Origin of the sequence: Methylobacterium sp. 1030 (assembly GCF_040544715.1) — a bacterium.
Taxonomy (GTDB): domain Bacteria; phylum Pseudomonadota; class Alphaproteobacteria; order Rhizobiales; family Beijerinckiaceae; genus Methylobacterium.
On record NZ_JBEPKM010000002.1, the window covers coordinates 160533 to 186997 of the forward strand.

34 protein-coding genes and 1 tRNA gene are annotated in these 26465 nt (G+C 65.8%); 9 read left to right on the plus strand and 26 right to left on the minus strand.

Annotated features, from left to right (window positions below):
• Positions 1 to 78: 78 nt before the first annotated feature.
• Entirely contained in the window at positions 79 to 276 is a 198-nt protein-coding gene (locus tag ABIC30_RS03060; protein WP_354453971.1) for a hypothetical protein, read from the plus strand.
• Positions 277 to 483: 207 nt separating this feature from the next.
• Here ABIC30_RS03060 and ABIC30_RS03065 read toward each other — a convergent pair whose 3' ends face one another.
• Together ABIC30_RS03065 and ABIC30_RS03070 are read right to left on the minus strand one after the other, a co-directional pair.
• Entirely contained in the window at positions 484 to 975 is a 492-nt protein-coding gene (locus ABIC30_RS03065) for a structural cement protein Gp24 (protein WP_502915793.1), read from the minus strand.
• A 62-nt stretch (positions 976 to 1037) separates the two neighbouring features.
• Positions 1038 to 2441: a DUF2213 domain-containing protein gene (locus ABIC30_RS03070; protein ID WP_354453975.1), complete on the minus strand. Its 1404-nt coding sequence runs from the start codon at positions 2439 to 2441 to the stop codon at positions 1038 to 1040.
• 225 nt (positions 2442 to 2666) lie between these two features.
• Here ABIC30_RS03070 and ABIC30_RS03075 point away from each other — a divergent pair, with 225 nt between their 5' ends.
• A complete protein-coding gene (locus ABIC30_RS03075; protein ID WP_354453977.1) occupies positions 2667 to 3317 on the plus strand; it encodes a hypothetical protein in 651 nt (216 codons plus the stop codon).
• 89 nt (positions 3318 to 3406) lie between these two features.
• Positions 3407 to 3583: a hypothetical protein gene (locus ABIC30_RS03080; protein ID WP_354453979.1), complete on the plus strand. Its 177-nt coding sequence runs from the start codon at positions 3407 to 3409 to the stop codon at positions 3581 to 3583.
• A gap of 104 nt (positions 3584 to 3687) precedes the next feature.
• On the opposite strand, the gene ABIC30_RS03085 is transcribed toward ABIC30_RS03080, so the two are convergent.
• From ABIC30_RS03085 to ABIC30_RS03095, 3 genes are read right to left on the minus strand one after another with little or no spacing between them, the layout of a single operon-like run.
• Complete coding sequence (locus tag ABIC30_RS03085) at positions 3688 to 4521, minus strand: phage head morphogenesis protein (RefSeq protein WP_354453981.1); 834 nt, start codon at positions 4519 to 4521, stop codon at positions 3688 to 3690.
• A complete protein-coding gene (locus ABIC30_RS03090) occupies positions 4439 to 5932 on the minus strand; it encodes a DUF1073 domain-containing protein (protein WP_354453983.1) in 1494 nt (497 codons plus the stop codon). Before ABIC30_RS03090 ends, ABIC30_RS03085 begins: the two co-directional genes overlap by 83 nt.
• 4 nt (positions 5933 to 5936) lie before the next feature.
• The gene (locus tag ABIC30_RS03095; RefSeq protein ID WP_354453985.1) at positions 5937 to 7250 is read right to left on the minus strand and encodes a phage terminase large subunit; all 1314 of its coding nucleotides are present in this window, start codon (positions 7248 to 7250) and stop codon (positions 5937 to 5939) included.
• Positions 7251 to 7397: 147 nt separating this feature from the next.
• Between ABIC30_RS03095 and ABIC30_RS03100 the strand changes: the two genes are divergently transcribed.
• Positions 7398 to 7973, plus strand: a complete 576-nt coding sequence (locus tag ABIC30_RS03100) for a recombinase family protein (protein ID WP_354453987.1) — start codon at positions 7398 to 7400, stop codon at positions 7971 to 7973.
• Here the strand turns inward: ABIC30_RS03100 and ABIC30_RS03105 are convergent.
• The 7 genes from ABIC30_RS03105 to nusG all read right to left on the minus strand — a co-directional run bounded on the left by ABIC30_RS03105 (position 7970) and on the right by nusG (position 11199).
• Positions 7970 to 8254 (minus strand): hypothetical protein, encoded by a 285-nt coding sequence (locus ABIC30_RS03105; RefSeq protein WP_354453989.1) that lies wholly within the window; start codon positions 8252 to 8254, stop codon positions 7970 to 7972. The genes ABIC30_RS03100 and ABIC30_RS03105 overlap by 4 nt on opposite strands.
• Before the next feature lie 37 nt (positions 8255 to 8291).
• Positions 8292 to 8564, minus strand: a complete 273-nt coding sequence (locus ABIC30_RS03110) for a hypothetical protein (RefSeq protein ID WP_354453991.1) — start codon at positions 8562 to 8564, stop codon at positions 8292 to 8294.
• Positions 8565 to 8577: 13 nt separating this feature from the next.
• Positions 8578 to 9102, minus strand: a complete 525-nt coding sequence (locus ABIC30_RS03115) for a hypothetical protein (protein ID WP_354453993.1) — start codon at positions 9100 to 9102, stop codon at positions 8578 to 8580.
• A gap of 188 nt (positions 9103 to 9290) precedes the next feature.
• Positions 9291 to 9455, minus strand: a complete 165-nt coding sequence (locus ABIC30_RS03120; protein ID WP_354453995.1) for a DUF3309 domain-containing protein — start codon at positions 9453 to 9455, stop codon at positions 9291 to 9293.
• A 307-nt stretch (positions 9456 to 9762) separates the two neighbouring features.
• On the minus strand, positions 9763 to 9963 hold the full coding sequence (locus ABIC30_RS03125; RefSeq protein WP_354453997.1) for a hypothetical protein: 201 nt from the start codon (positions 9961 to 9963) through the stop codon (positions 9763 to 9765).
• 20 nt (positions 9964 to 9983) lie between these two features.
• Positions 9984 to 10061, minus strand: a tRNA-Met gene (locus ABIC30_RS03130).
• Between the two features lie 304 nt (positions 10062 to 10365).
• Positions 10366 to 11199, minus strand: a complete 834-nt coding sequence (nusG, locus tag ABIC30_RS03135) for a transcription termination/antitermination protein NusG (RefSeq protein ID WP_354453999.1) — start codon at positions 11197 to 11199, stop codon at positions 10366 to 10368.
• A gap of 61 nt (positions 11200 to 11260) precedes the next feature.
• Between nusG and ABIC30_RS03140 the strand changes: the two genes are divergently transcribed.
• The gene (locus ABIC30_RS03140; RefSeq protein ID WP_354454001.1) at positions 11261 to 11782 is read left to right on the plus strand and encodes a hypothetical protein; all 522 of its coding nucleotides are present in this window, start codon (positions 11261 to 11263) and stop codon (positions 11780 to 11782) included.
• A gap of 33 nt (positions 11783 to 11815) precedes the next feature.
• Here ABIC30_RS03140 and ABIC30_RS03145 read toward each other — a convergent pair whose 3' ends face one another.
• The 12 genes from ABIC30_RS03145 to ABIC30_RS03200 all read right to left on the minus strand — a co-directional run bounded on the left by ABIC30_RS03145 (position 11816) and on the right by ABIC30_RS03200 (position 20783).
• Positions 11816 to 12136: a hypothetical protein gene (locus ABIC30_RS03145; protein WP_354454003.1), complete on the minus strand. Its 321-nt coding sequence runs from the start codon at positions 12134 to 12136 to the stop codon at positions 11816 to 11818.
• A gap of 280 nt (positions 12137 to 12416) precedes the next feature.
• A complete protein-coding gene (locus tag ABIC30_RS03150; RefSeq protein WP_354454005.1) occupies positions 12417 to 14810 on the minus strand; it encodes a hypothetical protein in 2394 nt (797 codons plus the stop codon).
• A complete protein-coding gene (locus ABIC30_RS03155) occupies positions 14810 to 15022 on the minus strand; it encodes a DUF6511 domain-containing protein (RefSeq protein WP_354454007.1) in 213 nt (70 codons plus the stop codon). The genes ABIC30_RS03150 and ABIC30_RS03155 overlap by 1 nt, the downstream gene beginning before the upstream one ends.
• Before the next feature lie 148 nt (positions 15023 to 15170).
• Complete coding sequence (locus ABIC30_RS03160) at positions 15171 to 16841, minus strand: DEAD/DEAH box helicase (protein ID WP_354454009.1); 1671 nt, start codon at positions 16839 to 16841, stop codon at positions 15171 to 15173.
• Positions 16838 to 17785 carry a PD-(D/E)XK nuclease family protein gene (locus ABIC30_RS03165; RefSeq protein ID WP_354454011.1) on the minus strand — a complete coding sequence of 316 codons (948 nt, stop codon included), beginning with the start codon at positions 17783 to 17785 and terminating at the stop codon, positions 16838 to 16840. The genes ABIC30_RS03160 and ABIC30_RS03165 overlap by 4 nt, the downstream gene beginning before the upstream one ends.
• Positions 17786 to 17914: 129 nt before the next feature.
• On the minus strand, positions 17915 to 18472 hold the full coding sequence (locus ABIC30_RS03170; protein ID WP_354454013.1) for a DUF669 domain-containing protein: 558 nt from the start codon (positions 18470 to 18472) through the stop codon (positions 17915 to 17917).
• A 17-nt stretch (positions 18473 to 18489) separates the two neighbouring features.
• Entirely contained in the window at positions 18490 to 19284 is a 795-nt protein-coding gene (locus tag ABIC30_RS03175) for an ATP-binding protein (RefSeq protein WP_354454015.1), read from the minus strand.
• Between the two features lie 3 nt (positions 19285 to 19287).
• Positions 19288 to 19461, minus strand: coding sequence for a hypothetical protein (locus tag ABIC30_RS03180; RefSeq protein ID WP_354454017.1), 174 nt, complete (start codon positions 19459 to 19461; stop codon positions 19288 to 19290).
• Between the two features lie 45 nt (positions 19462 to 19506).
• Positions 19507 to 19710, minus strand: coding sequence for a helix-turn-helix transcriptional regulator (locus ABIC30_RS03185; RefSeq protein ID WP_354454019.1), 204 nt, complete (start codon positions 19708 to 19710; stop codon positions 19507 to 19509).
• Positions 19711 to 19825: 115 nt separating this feature from the next.
• A complete protein-coding gene (locus ABIC30_RS03190; RefSeq protein WP_354454021.1) occupies positions 19826 to 20065 on the minus strand; it encodes a hypothetical protein in 240 nt (79 codons plus the stop codon).
• A complete protein-coding gene (locus tag ABIC30_RS03195) occupies positions 20062 to 20556 on the minus strand; it encodes a RuvC family protein (protein ID WP_354454023.1) in 495 nt (164 codons plus the stop codon). The genes ABIC30_RS03190 and ABIC30_RS03195 overlap by 4 nt, the downstream gene beginning before the upstream one ends.
• Positions 20553 to 20783 (minus strand): hypothetical protein, encoded by a 231-nt coding sequence (locus tag ABIC30_RS03200; RefSeq protein WP_354454025.1) that lies wholly within the window; start codon positions 20781 to 20783, stop codon positions 20553 to 20555. Before ABIC30_RS03200 ends, ABIC30_RS03195 begins: the two co-directional genes overlap by 4 nt.
• Positions 20784 to 21091: 308 nt before the next feature.
• On the opposite strand from ABIC30_RS03200, the gene ABIC30_RS03205 reads away from it, so the two are divergent.
• The 3 genes from ABIC30_RS03205 to ABIC30_RS03215 are packed head-to-tail and all read left to right on the plus strand — an operon-like array spanning position 21092 to position 23204.
• Positions 21092 to 21256 carry a hypothetical protein gene (locus tag ABIC30_RS03205; RefSeq protein WP_354454027.1) on the plus strand — a complete coding sequence of 55 codons (165 nt, stop codon included), beginning with the start codon at positions 21092 to 21094 and terminating at the stop codon, positions 21254 to 21256.
• Positions 21256 to 21864: a helix-turn-helix domain-containing protein gene (locus ABIC30_RS03210; RefSeq protein ID WP_354454029.1), complete on the plus strand. Its 609-nt coding sequence runs from the start codon at positions 21256 to 21258 to the stop codon at positions 21862 to 21864. Before ABIC30_RS03205 ends, ABIC30_RS03210 begins: the two co-directional genes overlap by 1 nt.
• Positions 21774 to 23204, plus strand: coding sequence for a hypothetical protein (locus ABIC30_RS03215; RefSeq protein WP_354454031.1), 1431 nt, complete (start codon positions 21774 to 21776; stop codon positions 23202 to 23204). Before ABIC30_RS03210 ends, ABIC30_RS03215 begins: the two co-directional genes overlap by 91 nt.
• Before the next feature lie 237 nt (positions 23205 to 23441).
• Here the strand turns inward: ABIC30_RS03215 and ABIC30_RS03220 are convergent, their stop codons facing one another.
• Complete coding sequence (locus tag ABIC30_RS03220) at positions 23442 to 23999, minus strand: very short patch repair endonuclease (RefSeq protein ID WP_354454033.1); 558 nt, start codon at positions 23997 to 23999, stop codon at positions 23442 to 23444.
• Between ABIC30_RS03220 and ABIC30_RS03225 the strand changes: the two genes are divergently transcribed.
• Positions 23902 to 25047, plus strand: coding sequence for a hypothetical protein (locus tag ABIC30_RS03225; RefSeq protein WP_354454218.1), 1146 nt, complete (start codon positions 23902 to 23904; stop codon positions 25045 to 25047). The genes ABIC30_RS03220 and ABIC30_RS03225 overlap by 98 nt on opposite strands.
• Here the strand turns inward: ABIC30_RS03225 and ABIC30_RS03230 are convergent, their stop codons facing one another.
• Entirely contained in the window at positions 25048 to 26322 is a 1275-nt protein-coding gene (locus ABIC30_RS03230; RefSeq protein ID WP_354454035.1) for a DNA cytosine methyltransferase, read from the minus strand.
• Between the last annotated feature and the right edge of the window lie 143 nt (positions 26323 to 26465).

Below are 26465 nucleotides of genomic sequence, written 5' to 3' on the forward strand. Positions count from 1 at the left end.
CTGCCAATATTAGACGATTATAGTTTTGCGGGCGAAAGCCGCCCGTGTCTCATCCCCCTTATACTAGGGAGATTTTCCATGCACATGAGATTGATTGGACTCAACGCCCTGGCGCTCGCCGCGACCGACGATCGAGCAAGTCGCTCTGATCACGGGGCCGGCGCCGCCATCGAGGGTCAGCAGGTGCTGATCTGGGCGCGGGAGGTCCAACATGCAGCAGTCGACAGTGATCTTGGCGATCTCGGAGACACTTCTCGGATGTATTTACTGTGCTGAGGCTGCTATAGCCCATTCAGCGTCTTTAGAAAAAACACCTAACGCTTTGCACGTTGCTCATCTTTACATATCAGCCACGAAAGGCCTTGCTCTGATATCGGTTGGCGTTCTTTCCTTTGTGTTGAACGCCCACTAAGATGAAGCCTGTGGCAATCGGGGCGGACGAGCATCGAAGTTCGTCCGCCTCAATAGTAACGCGTGCGTTTATCAGATGTTGAAGGCAATTTCCGTGTTGCCGTAGGCATCCGCCGGACCCATGAAGTACGAGTTGCTCGGCAGGACGACGGTGTTCGCGCCGTCAGCCGCAGCCTCGACGCCACCGATCGGCTTGCCAGCGGCGGGCGTGGCGACGCGGACGTAGATGGGTCCGCCCTTCACCGCCGCGGTCGTGCCGTTCAGCGTGACGTTCATGTAGCCCCGCTTCAGCACGGACATGCCGCCCTTGGTCGGCGGGGTGGAGGTGCCGAGCGGATCCTGGCTGGCGACGCCCGGGAAATCGCGGACGTTGAAGCCGTAGATCACGCCGAGCGCGTCACCGGACGCGAGCGGCTGCATGCGGCCCGCGACGATCTTCACCGGCACGCCATAGGCGGTCGGCGGATTCGTGGGATCCGTCTCCTGCGGCTCGATCGTCGCGGCTTCGATGCGGTGAACCGTGCCGGCGATGCCCGCAGGCATCCGGTAAGTGTAAGCAACCATGAATGAATTCCTTCGAGGGGCCTAGCGCGCCATCACGGCGGGCCACGTGGCTGTGTGGGGGATCAGGCGCCCTTCGACGCCCAAAACTCGCGGTTGAGCCGGTTGCGCTCGGCGGCCGTCATGCGGCCCTCGGGCTTCGAGTCGCCGACGAGGATGCGGTTGGTGACGCGGCTGTTGTTGGCCGTGCGGACCGCGTTCGAGGCTCCGACGAAGGCGAGGTGCACCGACGCCGGGGCCATCTTCGCGAAGTCCGGGACGGTCTTGGTGCCGAGAAGGCTCGACGCCATGTCGGCATGGGCCGCGAAGTAGTTGGTCAGCGCCCGGCGCTTGTGGGCCAGGATGGCACCACCCCGGGCTGCGGCGTCGCGCAGGCCATCGGTGGTCGGCATGCGCAGGCCCGGGGACAGGATCTCAGCGCGGGCCGCCGTGTCGCGGAAGGCCGCATCGTTGACCATCTCGGGCTCGGGGGCCGCGACAACGGTCGGGTCTTCCTCGCCGGTCTCGCCCTCGGCCGGATCAGCGTCTTCGGTCTTAGCTTCCTCGGCCGCCGGCTCGTCCTTACGCTGGGCGCAGAGTTCCTCGACCTTGGCCTCCAGGGCCTGCAGCCGAGCGGTCAGCGCCTCGACGGTCGCGTTGGCGTCCGGGGCATCCTCGTCGGTCTGCGCCGCGGGCGCCTCGACGACGTTCTCGGCGACCGTCTCTTCGACAGCCTGCTCGACCGCCTGGGTGACGGCCTCGGTCATCTCCTCGACGAACGCATCGACATCGTCATCACGGAAGGCGCGGAAGGCGCGGTCGAAGGCGCGGGCCTTGCGATCCAGGCCGCGGGCGCGGACAGAGGGAACGCGGCCGGGGATCGCGGTGGCCGTGGCGGTGTTCTTCATGGGGGGCTCCGAATGGGAATCGCCGAAGGCGCAGACCGGCCCGCAACGGCCGCGGTCGACGATGGCGAGGTGATTACCGGTGATGTTGATCTGCTTGCCGCGGCCGGCTTCGAGGCGGACGTAATCGGCCTCGTAGCCGCACGAGACTTGGCGCTTGCCCTGCTCGATCTTGTCGATGGCGTTCGCGCAGTAGATCAGCGCGTCTGCGAGCATCAGGTGAGACTGTGAGCCGTCACCGCGACGGACGTTGTTGATCACGCCGACGAGGTGGTCTCGGTAATTCTCGGGCCCGACCATCATCGTCGGGTGATCGTCAGTGATCGGCACGCCCTCGAATGATGCGAGGGTTGCGGGGTCGAAGACGTCCTCGGGCTGGCGCTCGATGACGATGTAGCCCATCGGTCCGGGCTCGATCGGGATCTCGTCCGCGCGGTAGTCCTGCGGACCAGTCCGGGCGATGGCGACATCCCGGATCAGCAGGTAGCCTGCGGGAGTGCGCTCGCGCTTGCTGCCGAAGCTGGCCGGCGCCAGGAAGTTCAGCCGTGGCGGCTCAGGCAGAAGGTCGAGGAACGGGGTTGTCACGGCGGTCAGTGCCGGAAGCCGTCCGCGTAGAGGTACGCGAGAAACAGGCCGCCTACGGCGAGGCTGCCGAGGACAAAGAGGGTGCCGAGGACGACCCCGACGACGCCGAGAACGCTCATGGGCGCCTCCTCACAGATCAGGGGTCGGTGTGGGGATGGCGGACCCACCACAGGTTGCGAGATCAGGGCCTGTTGCTATGCTTCACAGTGACAGCCGAGGACGCAGATGACGAAAGAACAAATACTTAAAGAGATGGATCAGGCGATCCAAGACGTTGCAAATCTACCGGCATTGAAGTCGGTCGGATCTGCCAATACGGTCCGCATGATCGAGAAATTGTTTAATATCGTTGACCGCTTCGCGCCGTCGAGCAGCTCTTTTCGGGTCAAGGCCGATCGACTTCGGGACCAAGATACAAAAATGTTCGTTGGCGCCGTCATCCAGCCGCTGACCGGGCTCGTGAAATCGCTGCGCGATGCGATTGCAGCGGATCAGCTCACCCGCATCGAAAGCTTGATTCGGGCGGACACGTTCACGGACTTCCTTTCGATGTCGGAACACCTGCTCAATGAGGGTTACAAGGATGCGGCGGCCGTGATCGCTGGGACAGTGGTTGAGCAGCACTTGCGCGCGCTCTGCAATTTGCGCTCGATCCCGACGAAACAGCCGGACGGCGTAAAGTGGAAAAAGGCTGAGCTGCTAAATCAGGACCTCGCGAAGGACGGCGCCATCACGAGCGTCGAACAGAAACAGATCACGCACTGGCTCGGCCTGCGGAACGCAGCGGCGCATGGCGAGTACGAGAAGTACGCGGCGCCACAGGTGCAGTTGATGATCGAGTCGATCACGTTCTTCATGGCGCAGCATCCAGCGTAGCTGGCTAAGGCCAAGATTCTTTGCGACCCGGGTGGCATGACCCCTTCCGCGCGACCCTCCTGCCCCCATTTGGCGGTTAGGAGGACGCGATGGCCGATAACGATAACAAGAGCGCAGACAGTGTCGGGCGCACCATGAAGTGGATCTTGGGCACCTTCCTGGTCGCTTCGTTGGTGCTCGTCCTGGTCCTGCACGAGGGCAACAAAGGGATCTACAAGAACCTCGAATCGAAGATGTCAGATCTCTGGGGCCAGTGGGGGCGTTAAATGCCCCAGATTCTTAGGTAGACGACGGCCCGCCTCGCTCCATCCTTACGGGTAGGAGCCGCCCAGCACGCGGGGTCGGGCTAAACGGACGGGCCGTCGTCGTCTCAGAGATTCGGGATCACCGGCTCAGGATAGCACCTGCAGTTGAAGATACCGCCGGGTAGGGCGTGGTGACCGGGATCGCATTCCGGTGGTTCGTCCCATCGGAACGACTGGCCGTTCAGGGCCTTGTGGGTAGCCCGAACATCGGAATCCCCGGCCGTCCGCCAGATGAAGTGCGTCGAGCCGATGTGCTCGGCGCGGGCCTTGGTCAGTTCGGTCGCGGTCCGCGAGACCTCGGTCCGGGCGATCAGCATCGCCCTGCTCTCGGTGACCTCGCCGGTCCGCTGAATCTCGGCCGCGATGTCGGCGGCGCGGCGGCCCTCGCTGATCCCGGCGATCGTGAGATCGTGGACCCGCTGGCCGGCTTCGGTCGGCAGGCTGGTGATCAGCGTGACCTGCTCGGCCATGCGGGCGCGCATCACCGTGCCGGTCGGCGCCTGGGTGATCTCCCGCTTCAGGCCGGTGCCCATCATCTGAGCGACCCGAAACCAAGCCCTTTCGTCCCGGGCCGCGACCTCGGTGACCATCCGGCTACCCACGGCCTCAGCCCAAGGGCCGAGCGTCGTGGCATAGCGGTCCAGGAGGGCTTGCACGCGCTGGGCGCCGGGCAGATCCTGGACATCGAAGCCCCGGACGATGTCGCCGACGTGGCGCGCGATCTTCCGAAGCTGGGTGACGTAGGTGCGCTCGACCTTCTGCGCGCGGATGAACGCGGACCGGGCTCCGATGGGCCGCGCCTCGTCGGCGGTCAGGCTACGCGGCCGGAGACAGGCCGGGCAGGCGTGAGCCGTCGACAGGCGGTACGGGCGCGACGGGACTGGCTGGGGCGTCAGCATCGATCTCGTCGGGCCCCGGCGGATTCACGGCGGTCTCGTCAGGCGCGGGCGGCTCGGCTTCGGCCTCGGCGATGTCCGCGTCGGTGATGTTGGTGAAGATGCCCGTCTCCTCAGACTGGCCCTTCAGTTCCTTCAGCGCGACCGCGTGCGAGATCGTGCCCTGCACCTCGGCCGCGAGGATCGTATCGGTGTTGGTCTTGGCGATCGTGGCGCGCTCGGTCGCCGACAACTGCCAGAGAGGCTCGAACGCGATGGCGTAGCCGTCCGGGGGCTCGATACCCAGCTCGGACCGGCACAGAAGCTCGTAGACCCGCTTCACGCCGGGGCGCAGGCGGGCGTTCTGTTGGGCATTGATGCCGTCGTAGTGGGTGCGAAGGTCGGCCTCGCCGGTCGAGAAGCCAGCAGGCGATTGGCCAAACATGCGAACCAACGGGATGTCGGCCGCGCCCGCAATCTGTTCCTCGAAGCGCGCCAGCACGTCCGACAGACCGCCGAACGAGTAGGTCAGCGCCGTCATCTCGTCCTTCGCGTCCATGAGGGTGAGACCCTCGGTGGACTGATAGGCGCGGATGGCATCCAGCTGGGCCATCAGGCCCTTCTGCGCGGCTTCGGGACCGCCCAGGATCTGGCGCAGGCCCTCGACCTTGTAAGTGCGAAGATAAGCCTTGAAGACCAACTGCGCCGCGCCGGCCGTGGTGCTGTCGAAGGCGACGAGGCGGTCGTAGAGCCGCTCGATCACCGACATGCCCCAGAATTGCTCGGTCTGGCTCTGCCAGTACGGCAGCTTGATCCCTTCCAGGCGGATCACACGGCTGTAGTGGACGCGCTCGCCCTGGAAGGCCGGAGCGGAGGCGGTCACGTCGTAGAAGACAGGCTTACCGAGATCAGGCCCGAGATCGCGCACCGTCTCGGTGAATGACGGCTGGATCATCCAGCGATCCAGGGGCAGTAGGCCTCGGAACTGGCCGCGACCCACCGTGCTGGTGTTCAGGGGCGTCGCGGGGTCCTGGCCATCGATCAGGATGACGAGGATCGCGCCGCCGTAGAGCCGCGACCACTTGATGCCGTCCGCGATACCGTCCCAGACGCCCCAGTTGCGAGCGCCGTCGTGGATCGCGGCGATATCGGCCGGGTCGAGAGTCGAGGTGATCTTCACCCCGGCCCGGGTCATGTCCTCGGCGACAACATCGACGACTTTGCCGACGATCCAGCTGCCCCGATACATGAAGTCCAGCAACATGCGGTTGCGGGAGATCGGGTTGTAGCCGTAGGTCGAGGCGCTCTGGAGGTTTCCGGTGCCGATGCCCAGACGGGCCACGACGTTCTGGTAGGTGTCCGCGGTGTAGGTCGACGGCTGCGAGCCTGCAGGCACGCGAATCCGGGCCCGCGCGGGCGCGGATGTGTCGGCCATGCTGTCAGCCCGCGAGCCTTGAGTAGAGTTCGATCAGCGAGACCTGCTCGACGATCAGCTCGGTGAGGCCCCAGACAGCCGCGTCTGCCCGGTCAGGCGAACGGCCGCCCTGATAGCCGGCGGTGGAGAAGTTCAGGTACTGCTCTTCGATCTCAGGGAAGGCCCCGACGTGGGTGATCTTCCCCTGTTCGTAGAGCGCGGCCACGGGCTCGGCCCGGACCTTCTTTCCTCGGCTCGCCGTGACGAGTTTCACCGGCGCATACTGCGATGCGGTGCGGATCGTGCTCTCGACCATCGCGCCGCCGAAGTTGCGTTCGGCGATGATCGTGTCGGCGCGCCAGCTCTCGAAGGCGCTGATGGCGACGCGGGCCCAGCCCTCGGGCGAGTACCGGCCGCTGAGATCCTCCAGGATGTAACCCTGGCCGGCGAAGTCGACCCCGCAGACCACGAGACCGATCTCGTCCGACCGCTGATCCTCGACGCCCGCACACCCCGAAGGGTCGATCGCTACGACGATCCGCTGCATCCGCTCGATGAGCGCCTGCCGCTCGGATTCGCTGCCCCAGCGCCGTTCCCGCTTCCGGTCGAGGATGTCGAGAGACCAAAGCGCGTTGTCGACCTGCGCGAGGAACTCGCCGTGAAGGAAGCGCTTCCGATCCTTCTCGGGCAGGGACTGCAGCTGCGTGAGGTAGGTATCCGGCAGGTTGGCGAGGTTGTCCGCCGGGTTCATCTGGATCGAGGCGTAGGCTTCCGGATCCGCAAGCTCTTCACCGCCGTTCGGCTCGACCTTCTGGTACCAGAGCCGGTACGTCCAATGGCTCACGGAGGGCGGGTTGCAGTCCACGTACTCTTTGAGGGCGAGGCCGGACGTCTGAGCCAGACGGGTGACCGCCTTGTTGCGGGCGCCGTAGCTGATCTGGCTCGCCTCGTTGAGGAAGATCGATGAGTGCTCCTGGCCCAGGATCTTGTCGGCGCGTTCCTTATCGTCGAGGCCGCCGTAGATGATCCGCGAGCCATTGGGCAGCTCGTGGAACCAGTCCGTCTTGTCCAGGTGCAGATCGAGGCCCGGATAGCAGAGCCGCGCCACCTTGGGCATCGTGTCGAAGATCACCGAGAACTTCAGGTGATTGAAGTGCTGGCGCAGGACCGCGTGGGTCGATCCCTTAGCCTTCAGCGCCCGGATGAGCAGGGCACGGCAAATGAGGAACGTCTTGCCAGACCGCGACCCACCGCGCAGCAGGATGTGCCGGGCGGGGCTGGCCAGGATGGCGTTGGCCTCGGTCTGCTTCTCGGTGAGTGCGAAAGTCGGCTGGATCACCGGATCGGCTCAGGGCGATCGGCCGTCTCACACGACCCTGGGGATGCGTGACCGCTACGGAGCGCTTGAAAGCGTCTCACACGTAGAGTCTCTTGACCGGCGAATCGGTCGTCTCACATAGTCGTCTCACAGAGACGGAGAACGACGATGCTGATCGGGTACGCGCGCACGAGCACGCAGGAGCAGAAGGCCGGGCTGAATGGGCAGATCGAGGAACTGAAGGCCCTCGGCTGCGACGAGATCTTCACCGAGCAGGTGTCGTCGGTGGATCAGCGCGAGAAGCTCGACGAGGCGATCCGGTTCGCACGCAAGGGCGATGTGCTCGTGGTGACCAAGCTCGACCGGCTCGCGCGCTCGGTCCCGCACCTGTGCCGGATCATCGAGGCGCTGGAGGCCAAGGGGGTCGGGATTCGGATCGTCGCGATGGGCATCGATTCGACGACAGCCACCGGGAAGCTGATGCTGAACGTCGTGGGCGCCATCGCTCAGTTCGAGCGGGAGATGATGCTGGAGCGCCAGCAGATCGGCATCGCTGCCGCGCGTGACGCCAAGAAATTCAAGGGCCGGGTGCCGACTGCGCGGCGCCAGAGCGAGCGGGTGATGCAGCTCCTGGCGACCGGGATGCCGAAGGCTCAGGTGATGAAAGAGCTGAAGATCAGCCGGGCGTCGCTCTACCGGATCGTGCAGGAACAGACCGCCACCGTATCATGGCGATCCGCTTAGAGGTCCGCGTCCGTCCCGTTGATCGAGATGCGGATCGGACCATCGTCCGGCCCCTTGTGCTCCACGGCCGCGAGACGGGGGTGGATGTACGGGGCGCAGTCCTTGGCGACGCCAGCCGCCTCGTCCCACCGGGACGCATCCGCGTGATGACGCATCGCGGTGAGCATCACCTCCAAGGGCGTGATCCCCTCGGCGATGGCGCGCTCCGCGATCTCGCGGGTCTTCGTTGTGGCAGAGCCCGGCTTGCGGCCAGCGCCCGGACGCCTACCGCCGCCGGCCATGATCGTCGTCCTTATTAAGGCTGAATAAGTTCAGCGGTCAGTCCGCCTTGCGCTCGTCCACGGGCGGGTGCTCGGCCGCATCGTCCTCGACGATCGGATGGCCGGCCTCAGCCTGCAGGAGCGGCTCGGGAGCCTCGCCCGGGGCCGCCGTCGACATGGCGCCATCAGGCATGTTCACCGCGGGAGCAACGCCTCCAGCCAGACGGCCGGTCGGGTCGCTGGTCGCCGTTTCGGACACGTTGTGCGGGGCGGCCGGGTGGAGCGGGCTGTCCACGGCGCCGGTGCCGGCGGGCTTCAGGTCTTCGGACATGGTGATCTCCGGATCAGTGATCGGCGTCAGCGTGATCGCCCGTCACCTCGTTCGAGGCGGGGCTGTCGCTGGATGAGGCAGGGGCAGCCGCGGCAGCCTCGGCAGAGGTGCTGGGCGCGGCGGGAACGGGATCGGCCACATCGGCAACCGGGGTCGCGACTGGCTTCGCGGTGCCCGAGCCATCCGCCACGGCGCCAGCGAGCTGCACCACCGCGTCGGTGTGCGGGACGAGCTGATCCAGCATGGCGTTCACGGTGTCGGTGGCCTGCTTGAACGCGACATCGTCCTGCGCGGCCTGAGCGGCCACGGCGGCGGCGTTCTGCGCCTTGATGTCCGAGATCGCCGGGGCGAGCTTCGCGGACAGATCGGTGAGGGCCTTCATCAGGGCGTCAGAGGCGGCGGACATGCGGGACTCCTGGCGGTGCAGGTGGATGTAGATTTCGTGGATCTGATCGGTGAAGCGGTCGTGCCGGCGATGGAGCGCAGTGCGCAGCTCCTTCAGCTCGGCGCGCAGCTCGGCGACGAGGTGATCGAACATGGCTCAGCGGCCACGCAGGCCGGCAGCCGCGCGAACCCGCCACAAGGGCACGGTCTGAGCGACGGGGGATTCGGGTTGATGCAGCACCGCCCAGCGATCGGCCTGGGCCAAGCGGGCGAGGTGCTGACGATCAGTCTGCGCGGTCGGCTGAGAGCCGGGACGCAGGGTCATCTGGATCGGGCGGGCCATCACAATCGGCCAGTGATCAGGAGGATGATCAGCACCAGGACGAGCACGCCGCCCAGGCCGAAGCCGTAGCCGCTGCCATACCCGCCGAAGTTCGGTCCGCCATACACGCCACCGCCGAGGGCGAGGACGATAAGGACGACCAGAAGGATCGTGACGAGGCTCATCGCGGGGCTCCGACGAAGAGATCCAGGCCGGCAACGAGCCACGCGAGGGTGAAGTGGGCGGGCAGCCAGAGCCAGATGATCCCGGCTTCGGTGCGATCCATCAGTCGGGTCTCACGCGATCGGCCGCATCGCGGACCTGTCCGGTCCAGGGCGGGGGTGTGCAGTCGAGAGCCGGGCGGATCCATGCCTGATCGATCTCGGTCGGCATCAGGTCATCGAAGTCTTCGGACAGCACCACGTCGAGGGGTGCGCTCCGGGGGTGCCGCGGTCGAAAGGCGCTGAGCGCAGGTTCCGACGCGGGCACCGGTCAGTGGCGTCCCGAATACGACTCGGTTGCGTCCTCGTCGGCGGCCTTGAAGCCTGCGATGCCGTGGAGGACATAATTCTCGATGATCGCGGCGGCCATCACCACCTGGGTGAAGCCTTCGAGATCTTCGCACAGCACGGTGCTCGTCGCGGTCTCGATGGCGAAGCGGCGCAGGTCTTGGCGATCGGCTTCGTCTGACATCGCGAGGGCCTCAAATGGACTGGGTGCGGCGGCCGGATTTGAACCGGCGACCTTCAGGTTATGAGCCTGACGAGCTGACCGAGCTGCTCCACGCCGCAGACAATGGCCCACAACAAAATGCCCCGGAACGCGGTGAGGCGCCCGGGGCAGGTAGCGAGAAGGGAGAACCACGGACGAAGGGGAAAACGAGACCGAAAAGGCGGGGCTAAAATGGTCTCAGGATTTCGGACGCAATAAGCCCGTCGCCTCGCTGGGGTCCTTTGAAAGACCCGGACGAAGCTTCGCCTCGGTTATGGCGCATTCGCTCCGCGGAGCGGTAGTCCAAGGGAGAACCGAGCCAGTGACGGTGGGCTGGTGGCACCAACGTCAAGAATGGCCAATACACGGCCCGATCCGGCTGTGTCAAACTTTTTCGAGCTGGTCCGCGTCAAATTCTGCGTTGGTCGTCCGACCGAAGATATCGATCCCGACTTTCACGCGTGATTCCTCTGAATCCGTAGCCTCGACGGTGCCGGAATATCCCTCGAACGGGCCATCCACGACGCGGACGAGGTCGCCGACATCGAACAAGAGCTTGCGGGCGCGCTCCACATCACCGCCCCATCCAGTGATGGCGTCGGCGAAGTTCTGCAGCTCCCGGGGATCGATCACCATCGGGCCGCCGCCGGGCATCTGCACCACGCCGGACCGCCCGAACCCCGTGAGGTCGTCCCGAATCCCGGGATGGCTCTCCACGTGGCGCAACTCCCGCCAATCGGTCACGCCGACGAAGATCATCCGGCGCAGGATCGGGATCAGGGCGAGGCGCTGCTTGCCGATGTCGCTGACCAGCCGGATGGCCTCGCGGGCCTCGAAGACCGGCGTGCCGCTCTCGCGGATCTGCTCGGCCGCCCGCGTGGCCCACCGAGGCAGCGTCCGCACGACGTACCACGTCCTCGACAGGTCCACGACGAACCGGTCCTGCTCCTCGCGAGCCCCGGCGTAGGCGCCCGAGCGGACGGAATTCATGTGCACGGCCACGGTCTGCCGGATCGCACGATGGCGACGGCGCTCGCGCTCCCGCTCTCGGCGCAGGGAACGGCGTTGCTTGTTGGTCATCCTCGGCGGCCTCTCAGGGTCGCCGCGGTCACGATCGGGGATACGCCGGATCCTTATACCGGACCGACCAAATCCGGGTCCAGGGCTTTGTGGGATTCCGTCCCACGTGTGCTGGCCAGAGAACTCGTGGAACTGCACAAGCTTGCCGAAAAGGCATCTGAGCTTAGGTCAGCAACCCTTGGTAACGGGAGGCCCGGTAATGGCCAGTGATACGCCCCGCTCTGCGCTGGCCAAGAAGGCCTTGGCGTTCAAAGCTAAGCATGATGCCGAAGCTTCGGCACGAGCTGTTTCAGCCCAGGCCGTAGCCGCCCAGAAAGAGGCGGCAGGTCCTCGTTGGGGAGACATCGGCCGTGACCTCGGTTCCGTCGTTAGGGCGATCAACGACGAACTAAGCAAGACGGGCACACAAATCGAACTGAGATGGGATGGACCGAACGCGCAGCGCGAACGACTTAACCGGACTAGACCTTCCGGCAACCGTCTCGTCAGAACGGTCAGGGGTGAAACGCTGAGCACCGCCATCCTTAAAGTCACGCTCGACGGTCGACATGTTGGGCACCGTCGGATGACGGTAGCGGGTTATGACCGTGGCACAGCAAGGGTCCACGACCCGGCGACAGGCGAGCATGCCGTTGTCGATTTCGCCGATATGGATCCCTCGTGGATTGATAAGAGGATCAGGGCGTTCATCGACGCGGTCCTTACGGAAGGCGAATCGTGAGCAAATGCCAATCCACTTGCGAGCTGCCGCCGATCACCGCCACCGCATCTTCTCAACGAGCCGCTGCGCATCCGTCTCGGGCATCAGCGCGAAGGCCCCGCCAGTCGGACAGGCCACACACGGGACGCCGTTGAGGGCGGCCCAGTCGGCGATCGTGCCCGGGGGCAAGACGGGCTCACGGTGGGCGAGGTGGGTCGTCTCGAACACCACCTGCTCGCCGAAGGTGAAGCGCGCAACCTTCACCAGGACATCGCCATCGTCGCACGTTACCGCAACGAGCGTGTCCGCAGGGTGCTCGTAAACCCAAGCCTCGAACGGTCCGGACGGGCCATCGAGATAGTCCTGCACGGTCATCGTGTGCCTCCGCTTCCGAGCGCGAACCGGTCGGCTGTCAGGCGCGCGCGTATTAAGCCCCGAATGCCAGAATTCCTCCCCTTTAAATCTTCTATGTCATTCTAACTGACAACTGACGACTGCACAGATAATATATACGTATCAGCGACTTAGCGGTGTCAGGAAGGCGCTGCCAACCGGGTCGGTTGTCCCTGACAGTGGCAGCCCCGAAACCGGGTGTCAGATGACAACCGGCCGCTTGTCGGATCTCTTCCTGACACCCGGTTTAGTCCAGGCTTCGTCACAGGATCTGGTACCAGACGGTCGGCGTGCCCCCGCGCTCCGGCACGACCTTGTCGACGCGGATATGCTCGGCCTCGGCCAGCGCCTTCACCACGTCGATGAGGTCTCGGTTCTTCACCCGGTGGTTCAGGCGGCGCAGCAGGTCGCGGTGCTTCATACGGCCCCCGGCCTCGCGGATCGCGCGGCGCACGACGTTGGCGATCGTCTGGTTCTCGGTGTCGGCGATGTACTCGGTGCCGCCGCGCTGCAGATTCCGGGCGCACCACATCGCGAATCCCCGGCCCCACCGGAAGGCTTCCAGCGTCACGGTCGGACGGATCGGGTTCTGGCCCACCGCCAGAATCGAGGCGAGGCGGATCGCAGTCTCGGCCGTGCGGGCGTAGAACGCCTGCGCCAGGGCATCCCCGTCACACAGGTCGTTGATCTCCTCGACCAGATCGGCGAACGCCGCCTCGGCCCCCGGGCCCCACGCCATCCGATACACGGGGGGCGTCTGGCTCGGGATCTGAAGCTGCGAGAACACGAGCGGGCCTCCGCGGTGCAGGATCGCCTTCAGGCCCGCGACCAGGGGCTCCGGCATCGCCGTGACGGTCGGGGATCGATCCTTGGGCCGCTTGCGGGTCTCCACGACGAGCAACCGGTTCAGGACGCCGTTCGAGGCATCCCCGCCCTCCAGGGCCCCGTAGAACTCCTCGACGGTCGAGACGCCGAAGATCGACAGCGCCGGGGCGTGGATCAGCTGCGCGGTGCGTCCGGCCCATTCCGGCGTCGGCATCGGCTTGAACGACGAGCCCCAGGCCGTGCGGAGCATCCCCGAGATCGCACCCTCGAAGCCTGATGCCTTGCGCGAGTTGATCCGTTTGAGGAACGAGCCGAACTCGTCGAACGGGCAGACGCTGAGCGGCGCCCGCGCCATGAAGTTGATCACCGAGGGCATCGAGATGAACTGGCCCGGCCCGATCAGATGCGGCGCACCGATCGTCGACAGCGCCGCCATGGTCTGCTGCAGGGGGTGGTCCTTGCCCGCGCCGGTGGGGGCGAGACCGACCACGTAGAGGTGCGTGCCAGATCCGGTCGGCCCGGCGATGTGGCGCCCGGCCAGGGTACCGATCACCGTGAGGGCCGCGCCGATCGAGAGGGCGCGCTGGGGCCGCCGCGCCGTGTCGCAGATCCAGTCGGTCAACTCGCCGAGGAGTCCCGGCGGGTTCATCAGGTCCGGGGGCAGTTCGCCCGCCGTAGCGTCCGGCGGCGGCAGGATCTCACCGGTCTCGGGGTCCGCCACGGCCCCGTCCGCCGTCTCGACCACCGTGCGCGCGCCCAGGATCCGGGCCGCGATCTCGGCGCCGATCGCGCCGCCGTCGTTCCACCCGAGGTCTTCGATGTCCCGGCCCATCTGCTGGCACAGCCAGCGGGCGGCCGAAAGCGGGTCCTGCTCAAACCCGAATGCCAGGACGAGGTCGATCGGCGTGCGCGCGCCCTCGCGCGGATCACCCATATCGCCGACGCCCCAGTCCCGGATCCCGTTCGGGGCGATCGACAGATCTTCCTCCAGATCGCGTCCGAGCGACCGCGACGACACCCGGAACGCGCCGGTGCCCGCCTGAAACCGCGCGGCCGATCCGAAGATGGCCGGGACCCATTCGTGCAGGGCCGCGAGGGCGGCGGAATTGACGGCCCGGAAGAACGGCGAGCCCTCACCCGCGGGCGCGCGCGACGGGGCGGACCCGGCGTGGTTTCCTGCAGCGGTTGCGGGAACAGGTTTCGCCGCGGCGACCTCAGCATCGTGTTCCGCCACGGCCGTCTGCAGCAGCGCGATGGTGCGCGGCGCCGGACCGATCCGATCGGGCGCGCCCGGCAGGTGCCAACCGGTGATCGTGAGGTAGCGACCGCGGCCGTACATCTCGACGCCGACACCGTCGCGCTTAAGCGCCTTGTCGATCTTGCCGAGCGCCAGGACGCGCAGGCCGGTCTCGGACGGGGTGACCTCACAGTAGCTCTCGCGCAGGTCGACGAGCGTCTGCGCCAGCGGGGACAGGTCGCCGGTGTTCGGATCACGGCACCCGTCGAGGTCGATCCCCGTGAGGTCGTCGTTCTCGGACAGGCAGAAGCCGACCCCGTTGAACGGCCCGCCATCCGTGTGTCCGCGTTGGGCCCGCGCCACCGCCTCAGCGTAGGTGCCCCAGTGCGCGGGACTGGACGCGGACGCTTTGAACCCGTTGCGCGGCTGGTAGGGCACCTTGGTCGGCTTCGCGCCGCCGCGACCCTCGTAGCGCCAACAGACCCACTGCCGCATGGCCTTGATCTGGGTGATCGCCGAAAGGTCGGGCAGATCCGCGTAGCCGCTGCGCGGCAGGATCTTGGCGGGGTCGAACGTGAATCCGAAGCTGGCCATCACCGACCTCCCATGGCCGGACGCGACATCCGGATCTGATCCTGGATCGCGTGGCCGAATCCTGTGACGAGGAGGCGGCAGAACTCCTGCCATTCACCCGGGTGGAGCGCCGCGAGATCGGTCCGGCCCAACCGGTCGAGATACGCCCCCGCCGCGTTGCCGGCCAACACGAGGGCGGCCTGCTCGTAGACGTCGAAGTCGAAGTCGCTCATTTTGATAGCCTTCTTTCCGAGGCCCTCGTCTGCGCAGATCTGGCAGGTCCAGCCGATGCGGCGGCCCTGACCGACCCCGAGCCCACAGGCTCGGCGGCGACAGACGAAGCATTGTTCGGGGTCGTTGAAGGGGCGCATTCGACACCCCCTAAGCAGCTTCGGCATGTCGAATGGCGTGCGGGGACCACTCCCCGTCCGCGGCGAACCGGTAGTCGACGACATCGAAGTACTGGTCGCGCTTGCGCAGCTGGATCGCGTGCGGCCAGACGAGATCCGTGTCGGCCCGCTCTAGGGCCTCCGTCACCGACGCGGGCGGGTCATCGCCCCCACCCATGCGGCGCCACCACCGCACGGCCTGTCCGAGCATCGGTCCGCTGCGTTCCAGATGCACCCAGGTGCGATGCACCGTGATCCCGCATCGGAACTCGACCCGCAGGGAGTCGGGCGCGCCATCCTTCTTGTGCCGGCGGTAGGTCACCTCGGTCACGTCGAGCCACACCGGCTCAGGGACCGCGCCGCCCGAGATGATGTCGTGGTGCGTATCGGCGCGCGCGTCGTGCTTCGCCTCGACGATCCATTCGTGCCCGCACCGATCGCAACTCTCGGCCGCCAGGGCGACGAGGGTCTGGCAGATCGGGCAAGTCTTCGCCCGGACCTGATCGGTTTCGGCGGCACCGCGCGCGCCGCGCAGCCCCGGCTTTCGACACGGGATCACAAGGGCGTCGACCGGTCCGTGACGGCGGACGTTGCCGGCGTAATCCAGCACGAGGCAGTCGCTCTTGCCCGCGGCCGTGCGGGTGCCCCGCCCGACGATCTGGGTGTACAGCCCCGGGCTCAGGGTCGGACGGAGCATGCCGATCAGATCGACGCCGCGGGCGTTGAAGCCCGTGGTCAGCACCGAGCAGTTCGTGAGGCACCGCAGGCGCCCCTCGCGAAAGTCCGCCACGATCCGATCGCGCTCCCCGACCGGCGTCTCGCCCGACACCATCTCGCACGGGATCCCGTACCGCCGGACCGCGTCGCGCAGGTTCCGGGCGTGTCGGACGCCGGAGCCGAACAACAGCCAGGACCGGCGATCCGCGCCGAGCCGGACCAGTTCCTCGACCGCGGACTCGGTCACGTCATCGCGGTCGACCGCCGCCTCCAGGCTGCCCGCGACGAACTCACCGCCGCGGCGATCCACGCCGGAGACGTCGAGCACAGTCTGGGTGGCTCGGCTGACCAACGGGGCGAGGTGCCCGTCCGCGATGCCGCGTCCGATCCCGTAGGCGTAGACCACCCGCGAGAACAGCCGTCCGTCGCCCTCGTCGAGCCGCCCGCTGTCGAGCCGATACGGCGTCGCCGTGAACCCGGCCACGCGCACGTCCGCCATCGCCCCGAGGTCATCGAGCAAGGCCCGATACATGCCCTCGCCGGACCGCGGCACGAGATGCGCCTCGTCGATGATCACAAGGTCGCGGCGACCGAGCCGCTGCGCGTGCCGGTGGACCGACTGGATCGAGGCGAAGACGATTTGATTGTGCCAGTCCCGGCGCCCGAGCCCGGCCGCGTTGATGCCGACCGGCGCCGCCGGCCATATCCCCAGCAACTCCTTGGCGTTCTGCTCGACCAGCTCCTTCACGTGGGTCAGCACGAGCACGCGCAGGTTGAGGTCGGCCCAGGTCGTCAGCACCTCGCGGATCAGCGCCGCGATCATCACCGATTTGCCAGTCCCCGTGGCGGCCTCGATCAGAGGATGGAGCGGCGTCGAGCCCTCGTCGGCCCAGGACGCCAAGACCGTGTCGATGGCTTCGCGCTGATAGTCGCGCAGCGCGATCATGCCGCGCCCCCGTCGATCCAGAGGGCGCCGTCCGGCATCGCATAGGTGACGGTCTCGGCCTCAGGGTCCGCGTCGACCTGCTCGCCGGGCACGAAGCCCGGCAGGTAGCGGTGGCTCGGGCAGCCGGCCTGCTGGTCGTCGTAGCCGCGCACCTGGGCGTGGCGGGTGCAGGTCCACCGTGCGCCATCGTTGAGGACGCTGTGCAGACACGTGCGGCAGTTGCGTCGTGCAGGCGCACCCTCGTGGCAGATCGCCCGCGCCGGGCACCAGCGGCACTCGATCGCCCCCTTGCTGTCCGGGTTCTCGTGAAGCCGAGCCGGGGGCGCGTCGAGATCCACGATCCGCTCGATCCGGGCGATGATGCCGACGCAGAAGGCCGGGTCGTAGGCCACGCGCTCGACGTGGATCGCGTCGTCGTTCTTGTTCGCGACCATGTAGAGGCCGTGCCGCAGGCCGAGCGCGTGCAAATACAGCTGGGTCTGGGCGAAGTGCTCGGGCTTGGTGTCCCGGATCTTGCCCTTGGTGATCGCCTTGAAGTTCTTGTCGTTGGCCGACTTGCACTCGACCGCGTGCGTCTCGTCCGGTGCCTCCGGCAGACCGACAGCGATGGCGTCGAGCTTGCCGCGCAGCTGCCCGTGGGCCAGCTCGACCCGGTACTGCTTGCCGGTGGCCGGATCGACGCGCTCAACGCGGGCGCCGATCATCTCCAGCATGTCGAGAAGCCGGGTCTCGTAGATCTCGCCGGTCTGAAAGATCCGCTGCCGGCGGCCCTCAGCAGGTTCCGGCGCGGCGGCCCAGCGGAACGCGAACCACAGGGCGCGATCACAGGGGTTGATCACCTGCGAGATCGACACGCCCAGGCTGTCGCCCTTGCGAGCGGCACGGACGAAAGCGGCGTCGATCGCGGTGATGGTCGAAGGGAGAGGTTGAGGGATCGCCACCATCAGGGGGCGCCCTTGTCAGGCAAAGCGGTATCGTCCATCGGACGCGGACCTCGCGCGATGTGAATCGTGTTCGGGGTGGAAGGGCGGCCGGCTCGACTTCTCAGGGACGGTGCCGGCCGCCCGGCAGCCTTAGAAGGGCGGGTCGTTCTCGACTGCGCGGGCCTGGGTGCCGCCGCCGTTGCCCCACGGACGCGCAGGGCGCGACGGAGCAGTAGGCGCCGCGGGCGACGGCACGGCGGTCGGACGGGACGCCTGAGGGCGCACGGTCGGCGCCGGAGCCGCGGTCGTGCCCGGGGGCTTACAGTTCCGGAGGTCGTTCCCGGGCCCGTAGCCGTTGCGGGCCGGGGTGATGATCACGTCGGCACGGAACGGTTTAAAGTGCAGGTCGACCGAGTCAGAGATCGCACCCGTGCCCGTGGCCGTGCAGAGCTTGCCCAATTCACGATGCGCGATCTCCTGGGTCTGGGTGTTGTCGTTTCGGATGTTGAGCCGAAGACGGACCTGCCGTCCGGTCAACGGACCCGTGATGACCTCGCAGGTGAGGACCAGCATGTCGCCACCGGTCTGGGTCTGCTTCATCTCACTGTCGATCACGTGAAGGTCGTAGGTGCCGGCCGGCAAAGGTTCAAAGCCGCCGCTATCCGACTGAACCGCCGCGGGGTCAAAAGTCGTACCGAGGTGAGCCATGGGTTGTTGCCTTCTCTTTACGCCGCGTTCGACGCGGTCTCGGGGGTGGCCGGGAAGTACGGGGCGAGGGCCGCGTAGCCCTTGCCGCGCTCGTACAAGATGCGCTCGGGCATCCCGTACCGGTTGCCGGCCGCGTAGGCCGGGCGCGACGTCAGGTGCATCCAGACCGATCGGCCACCATCGGCGCGGGCGCGCTGCTTGTTGAATCCGACGTCCTCGGTCTTGATCACGACGTCGGGCTTGAGCAGCAGGATGACGTCGGACTCGCGCTTCAGCAGATCCCGCGCTTTTTCGTGCAGGTCGATGTCATACCGGGAGTACGAGCTAGTCTCCGGGTCCTCGAAGCGCTCGATCTTGCTGTGCGCGATCAAGACGATGCCCATGCCGCGGTCGCGGCGCAGGGCGTTCAACCCGTCGAGGACTTCCTGCCAGACGGCCAGGGCGTAGGCGTAACCTTTGCCATAGCCGAAGTCCTCGATCCGGTTCTTTTTGACGCCCTTCTCGTCGCCGCGCTGACCCGTCTCGGCCCAGATCAGCGGCTGCAGGGCGGTGACCGAATCGACCACCACGGTCTGGAAGTCGTGCTCCTTCTCGTAGAGCATGCCGATCGTCGCCATGACGTCCTCGAAGCTGTTGAGCTTGCCAGTTCCGGCGACGTCGAGGGCTCCGGTGCCGTCCTCAGCCTGGATGAAAACCGGGTTCGGGTGCTCGGACGCCAAGGTCGACTTGCCGGCCTTCTCAGGCCCGTAGATCAACTCCAGCGGCAGCATGGGCCGCTTCTTCTGCTTCAGTCGGTTCCAGATGTCGGACATGGTTCAGCCTCCCCGCTGGTCGATCCGCCGAAAGCGCGTGTTCAGGAGCCGGAGCGCGGTATCCGTGCGATCGATGTCAGCCAAGATCGCCTCGCGCTGGAGCGCCTCGCGCTGGAAGGATGCGAACGTCGTCCGGCCGGCGCGCTCGCGACCCCAATTCAGGAGCACCGGCAGCATCGGCCGCGTCTTGGTCTTCAGTCGTTCCAAAACGTCATTCATGGTTCAGCCTCTCTTTCGATGCGCCTCTTCGTATTCTTCAATCTCGCGCAGGTACCAGGAAACAGAGTTCCCAACCTTCACGGGGCGCGGGAATCCCTTGGTCGCCATCCAGCGACCTAAAGTCCTCCGACTAATGCCTCCGTAGCGGATCAAAAGGCTATCTTCTCGCACAAGATCGTTCTCGCCGACGTTGTGATTCACATTCATGGTCCCCTTCCTCATCGCGGTCGACGACCAATAGCTACGGACAACGCCGGGCGCTGACAATTCCACTTATTTTCGGTTTGATGTACAATCGGACGATTTCTGAAAAATCCGCAAATTATTTGCGGTCACGCTTCGACAGCGCAGGGGAGGCCGCGCGGACGACCTCCCCCTTGCCGGCGCATCCCCGCCGCGGCGCGGCATGGGGAACAGTGTCGAGCGGCAGGCTGTCGGTCAGCCGGTGCCGCAGGAATTCAGGGAGCGGCTCGCCGCAGGCTGCGGCGTGGCCGGTGAGGCGCGCGTAGAGATCGCGTCCGAGCCAGAGCACCATGCGGACGTCGCGGTCGGCGTCGATCACGCCTCACCCGTGCGCAGGAGCTTGTTGGCCGCGTAGGCCGCGATCAGCGCGGCATCGGCGCGGTTGTGGTCTTTCACACGGCCGAAGCTGTCGGCGCTGCCCGGGAAGAGCCGGATCGCCAAAGCACGCGCGGCCTCTTCGCCACCGGCCGTCTTGCCTGGGACCTTGTGGTGCTTCTTCCAGGTGTTCGGGGTGACGAGGTGCGTCGGGACCCCGGCCGCCTCGATCGCCGCGCGGGCCGCGCCGTAGGCCATCCCGAGCTTGAACGAGGCGATGGACCCGTTCTTGGGCATCGCATGAACCTGCTCGATCACCACGATGGTCGGCGCCATCTGGACGATGCGTCGCCGGAGGCGCCCGCTGTCGATCTCCCCGCCCGCGAGGGGCATGTCCTCGACCGTGACCTGACCGACCTCGCCAGGGAAGAGAAACGCAATCGCTCCGGTCAGGCCGGGGTCGATCGCCGCGATGCAGGGTTGGGGTTCCGTCACGCCCAGTCCTCCAGGCTGATGTCGTCAAGGGCGAGGTCCAGGGCGACGCCGAGCGCGCCGGCCCGCTTGCCCTCGGTGGTCCGCGTCAGGGCGGCCCGCAGCTCAGCCGGGTCGATGCCGGCCTGGAGGGCGAGGCTCGCGGCGATCCCAAGGTCTCGCGCGGCCACATCGGCCGTGCTGTCGAGCTTCGCGCCGGCCAGGAAGATCTCGGCGAGGCGCCCGTCCACCCACGACGCGGACGCCGTGTAATGGAGCCGGTCGCACTCGTAATCGTAGTGCAGTGTTCCGCGGCGGTTTGGAATCCGTGCTCTTGACATCCCGCGTTGTACCGCCTCTTGCCCTGGTGAGCCAGCGTCGATATTAGATGTTCGCGCGCCGGTCAACGGGGCTTGTACGTAGGAGATCTGAATCCGTGGAATCGTCGAGTGTGCATATCCTGCACATGCCTCAAGTTCTACAATCCGCTAATTCGTCAAGTCTTGGTTCGACGACCTTGACGACGCCGAACGCATCGGGGGTGCGGCGCTCGGGACCGATGGTCGTCCTGGACGAGACGGAGACCGGGGCCGTCGTCTACGCGCTGCCCTTGCCGCTGGAGCCCGACGAACTGGAGCACCTCGGCGCGCGCGCCCTCGCGATGGCCGCCGCCGCCCGTGCGCGCATCGCGGCTTGCGAAACCACAACAACAGGAGAGACCTGATGGGGAGTCTGGTCCCGGTCCGCGAATTCGCGTCCGCCGAGGAGATGAAGGCCCACTACGCGGCTGTCCGGCAGCGGTGCTTCGCGCCGGCGGTGCGCAAGCCGGCGTCCCCGCCCATGTTGGCGCTTCCGCCGCCCGCGCCGAAACGGCCCTGGACCGCCCCTTCGGTCATGCTCCGGGAAGAGGTCGTCGTGACCACCACCGCTCAGGCCATGGGGCAGGCGACGGTCTCGCTGACCGAATGTATCCGGATGGTCGGACTGGTCGCCGACATCACCATGACCGAACTGGCCGGGCCGCGGCGTCGGGCTAACCTGACCAAGGCGCGCCAGATCTGCTCCTGGCTCGGCAAACAATATGCGGGTGCCAGCTTCCCCCAGATCGGCAAGCGCCTCGGCGGACGCGATCACACGACGGCGCTCCACGGCTATCGCCGCACGCAGGCCGTCATTGATCGCGGACTCGTCAAGGTGTCCGACGACCCCTTCATGAACGCCAAGGCTCTGTGGGAGGCTGAGTGGCCGCGCGCGCTGATGCCAAAGGTTCGGACACAGATCCTGCATCGAACGCCGACCGGTCAATTCACCACGAAGGTCTCGGCCAAGTGACCATGGATCGCGCAGCGGCGGAACGCGAGATCGCCGCGGTCAACGAGGCCCTGGCCGCAGGCTACCCGATCCGGTCCATTCCGGGGCAGAACACCAACCGTTCGGCGATCCGCGCGGCGTCGGACCAACTCGGCGTCGGGCGCGTGGCCTTCGCGGTCCGCGTCGGCACCCCCGAGGAGCCCGGGTCGCATCACACTCGCTTCGGCATCGCTCCGGACTGGGGCATTGCGGCGGGGCGAGGTGAACTGGGCACGAAGCCCGTCCTGCCCGGCTGGGAGATGAAGCGGGTCTCGACCAAGCTCAACAAGGATGGCGAGGTAGCCGGCGAGACGATCGTTCAGGCCCCCGCGGCCGGCGGACGATTCGAGGTCCCACCCGGCCACGTCATGACCAAGCAGACCATCGCGGCGCGGGCGGACGGTCGCATCGAGCGTAGCTGGATCCGCACACAACCCGGCATGTCGCCGGGCGAGATGGTCGGCACCATTCGGGACGCCTTCGAGGGTTTCGAGGCGCGCGCGACGCCGGTGCCGGCGCCTGCGCTCACTGATGCGGACACGGCGACTGTCTACCCGATCGCGGACGCGCACATCGGCTTGCTGACGTGGAAGCGCGAGACCGGGACGAACTGGGACCTCAACATCGCCCAGATGACGATCCGGCAGACCGTGACCCGGCTCGTCGCAGCGGCGCCGGCCTCGGAGCAGGCTGTCGTTCTCGGGCTCGGCGATCTGCTCCACGCGGACGGGTACGACAACTGCACGCCGCGATCGAAGAACGTCCTCGACGTGGACGGCCGCTACCCGAAGATCCTCCGGGCCGCGACGCATCTCATCATCGACACAGTGGACGCCGCGTTGAGCAAGCACGAGCGGGTGCTGGTCCGCATCCTGCGCGGCAACCACGATCGGGAGTCCGCAATCGCGGTGGCCCTGGGCCTGTCGCTCTATTATGCGAACGACCCGCGCGTCACGGTCGACGACGATCCCGGATATTTCTGGTTTTGGAGCTGGGGCTCGACGCTCCTGGGCGCCACTCACGGCGACGCGGCCAAGATGGCCACGATGCCGTTGGTCATGGCGACGCGCGCGTCCGCGGCCTGGGGGCAATCGCGGTTCCGGCACATCCTGACCGGCCACATCCACACCAAGACCGCGATCGAGTTGTCGGGCGTGACCGTGGAGAGTCTACAGACGCCGGCCCCGGCCGACGCGTGGCATCACGAGATGGGCTACGGCGCCGGCCGCTCGATGACCGCGATTACCTACCACCGCGAGCATGGCGAGACCGGCCGCGTGAAGGTGAACGTGGTTCCGGCTGAATCTGCGGGGGAGGTCTGAGCATGACGGACCCGATCGTCGAGGCCGTTCGTGCCGACCTACTCCGGCGCTCACAGGCTGGTCTCGTGAAGTACGGGACGACCCTGGACCGGACCGACCTGGGTCTCCGGGATTGGCTCCAGCACGCTTACGAGGAGTGTCTAGATCAAGCGTTATATATAGCGAGAGCTGTCCGGGAACTGGATCGAACAAGTACCTGTGGGCCCGATTAAGGAATTTTTCAAATTCTTCGGCGCTCTATCCCAGGAGAGTACGAAGTTTATCCGTAAGATCATTTCGTGCACGCAGCTCGCACTCCCAGAGAACTAGTACCCGCCATCCTGCGTTCTCGAGAGCGATCACAGCCGCCTCATCGCGAAGGCGGTTCAACTTAAGCTTGCGGTCCCACCATTCGGCATTGGCCACCGGTCGCTTTCTGCCTTTGGGGCAATGATGATCATGCCAGAAGCAGCCGTGGACAAAAATCACCGCGCGTCGACGCGGGAAAACTAAATCAGGTTTTCCCGGGAGGTCGCGACAATGAAGGCGATACCTGTAACCGAGCTTATGTGCGAGGCGTCGCACGAGCATCTCGGGCTTCGTGTCCTTCGAGCGTACGGCTGCCATGTTGCGCGATTTAGCGTCGCTCGGAATCTGCCTTGGCGGATTGGTCGTCATGGCTGTATCTGGGCTCGGGGACAGGGAACGCGCGACAGGCATGGCAACGTTCGAGGAATTTGCGCAGCAGCTTGAGCATTGCGTCGAATCGCAAGACGAGATCAACGCATTCATCGCTGCCTTCGCCAGGGTCCGCATACGCCGTATCGTAAACCTTTCAGAACCTCCTGCTGGCGACACGTGGCCTATGGTGCCTACCGTCGACTGGACCGACGAGTCCAAGCTGAGGGCTAGCGGGCTCGGTAAATTAAATAATCATGAGCCGTGGAAACGTTGGCTTCATATCGATATAGCGCTCGGGCCTGATCAAAAACTCGTTGATCGGTACGTCACGATGACAGGGGTTTCCGACAAGCAAAGCCGAGCAATTTTTCCCCTCCTTTCGTCCTCGACTGTTAGGCGTGCAGCTGGAAACGCTAGTGCAGTGAAAAGAGAGGTGCGCGAACTCAATGGGTGGCTTCATTGGGTGCGAAATCAGAAATTCGACCCTACTCGGTTTGTTGATTATCATAAGAATCTTAAAACTCACGGCAATACGCAAAACGTCTCAGGTGCTGTGGGGCACGTGGGGGCAGTATGCGCTTTCCTCGATGCTTTAGATGAAATTGCCCCTGGCTCAGTCGTTAACATGGATGGTGTTCATGTGGACGCTGAAACACGATCGCCGGAACGGATTCTCGCGTGGATCGATGCGGGCGGGAAAGTGCCCCGCGCTGCTCTGCTCTCGAACGGGCGAGCCGTGGCGTTCCCGAGCGATCCCGATGTCGCCATTTTCACCTCAATCGACGGAAAACCATATAAAACTGCTGCCGATGCTTACGCCGCCTACGATGCCGTGCGCAGGCAGCCGGCCCTGCGACGGCAGCGAATCCACGAGTTCGTCGTTGGCGAGGTGAAGACCGCAACTGACCCAGCCAATTTGCACGAGCGGCTGGCTCTGGGCTCTCGTGAAACGCGAAATGAGGTGCGAACCGATCGCTTCCTGATGATGTCGGTTCTGACAAAAGAGATTCTGCGAGGCGGCTCCGGAAAGCAGTCCGGACGGACGCTGGAGAATCGCGACGTCGAGAGATTCAGTGACGTTTTCAACCTTCACTTCGCGTGGGGCTGGGATGGCGGTCGGACCCGACATCCCGAGCACTGGAACAACTTCAAGGCGCGCGTGAAGGTTTGGTGCGGCCTCTGATTACTCCGCGGCCACATGAGGCAACAGCGGAGCGTCTGGCGCGACACGGCGCCCGCGACGGACGGATTGCCTCTGTGCTTTTGATATGTCTGACGCGGCAAGGACAGAATTAGCGAGGACGAATTTTTCCGGGCCCGGTCGCACGCCAGTTTCCATCCACTGGACCAGCGCCGACACCTGATACGATATGACCGGGGGCACAGCATCACCGACCTGACGATATCGGGACGCGAGTGCTCCGGCAAAGCGGTAGTCGAACGGGAAGCCGTTCAAGCTCGCCATCTCTCGCAATGTTAGAAGGCGGTCAGCGGTCGGGTGTACGTATCGGCCATTTCCGACGTGCGAACACTCGCGCTTGATGGTCGGCGCGGGCCGGTCCCACCACATCCGACCATAGACGTCCGGGTGCGATCCAAGATCCTTGATTGCCCACCGATGTCGGATTGCGGGTGTCAGTAATTCAAGCCCGCCGGGGATGCGAGCGACGTCCATCCAAGAGCCGCCGTCGTGCGGGACTGCATGCAGTCGGCGAGCGACATCCGGCCGGAGGCCGGGTGCCATGTCCGCAGGGTCGGCACCTTCCCGCTGTCCCTGCCACACGGCGAGGCGTGCCAGCGCGGAACGCACGGTCAGCGCCTCGGCCTTCACAGATAAGCCAGCCCAAAGGTCGTCGAGGCTGCGAGCCTCTCCGACCCTCGACGCGACAATCAGCGCACGCTCGCGAATCTGCGGTAGCCCATAATCGGTCAGAAATCTGATGTCGGCCTTCACGTCGTACCCGGAGCGGCGGAGACTGGCGCACAGGGCTTCCGCATGATGGGCGAACTTGCCCTGCAGAAACTCGCGGGCGTTCTCCATGACGATATGGCGCGGCCTGAAGTAGTCGACGAACTCGCCGACTCTGCCGGTCAGCGCGTTTCGGCCGCCGTCAGACACGTGATTCGTCGGCTTGGCGCGCGAAAAATCTGTGCAGGGAGGGCAGGCTGAAAGGACGCCTAAGGTGCCCGGCTTGAGATCGAAGCCGGTCCGACGACGTATCTCGGTTCGCAGCGCCTCCGGCGTAAGGGCGAAGAGATCCTCCGCTACCGGATCGATGCCGGTGTTCAGAGCGTAGCTGCTGTTGCAAGCGGTCGCGCCGGCGCCTTCGCAGGGCTTACCTTGCTCGATATCAACGGCACCGACAACTCGGAAACCCTCGCGACGCGCGAAGCCGGCCGACATGCCACCGGCGCCGGAGAAAAGGTCTACGACGGTCAGCGGTCGACGAGCGGTCATCCGGCATACCTATCCGAGGTTCGTGTGACTAACATTTCCACAGGAGGCGCGCTTGCGAGTTCGCGGAGTTGTAGGCAGCAAAATGCGTGCGACCGATTAACGATCCCTGGAGCCAGCTGGTCGCAAGACACCATAAACGCCGT